Origin of the sequence: Psychroserpens mesophilus (assembly GCF_050617655.1) — a bacterium.
GTDB lineage: Bacteria > Bacteroidota > Bacteroidia > Flavobacteriales > Flavobacteriaceae > Psychroserpens > Psychroserpens mesophilus_A.
This window is the reverse complement of the sequence record NZ_JBODQC010000212.1, coordinates 1-265: the sequence shown is the minus strand read 5'-3', so window position 1 is coordinate 265 and position 265 is coordinate 1. Positions and strand designations below refer to the sequence as shown.

Genomic DNA, 265 nt, shown 5'->3' with positions numbered 1-265 from the left:
CCTGCTGGTAGGCAAACGTGTCATCGTCGAAGCCGAACAACGCATCCGAACGCGGGTTGATCGTGATGTTCACCCCGGCATCGGCCAGCAGCCTCCACGTTTCCCGGGGCACCCGGGTGCAGTGATTGAAAATGTTGTGGGCGCCCAGCACGCCCGGTTGCGCGAACTCGGGCGACAGCTTGGCCAGGTCGCCGATGAACTCGGTCAGGATGCGCATGTCCAGCGCGCGCGCGGCCTGCCACCAGGCCAGGCCTTAGGGAGCCAA

The 265-nt window shown here is 65.3% G+C and carries 1 protein-coding gene; it reads right to left on the bottom strand.

The features are described from left to right. Positions 1–217 (bottom strand): hypothetical protein (locus tag ACRHNM_RS16990; RefSeq protein ID WP_431137807.1); only part of this gene is annotated, 217 nt, incomplete at its 3' end. Positions 218–265 lie beyond the last annotated feature (48 nt).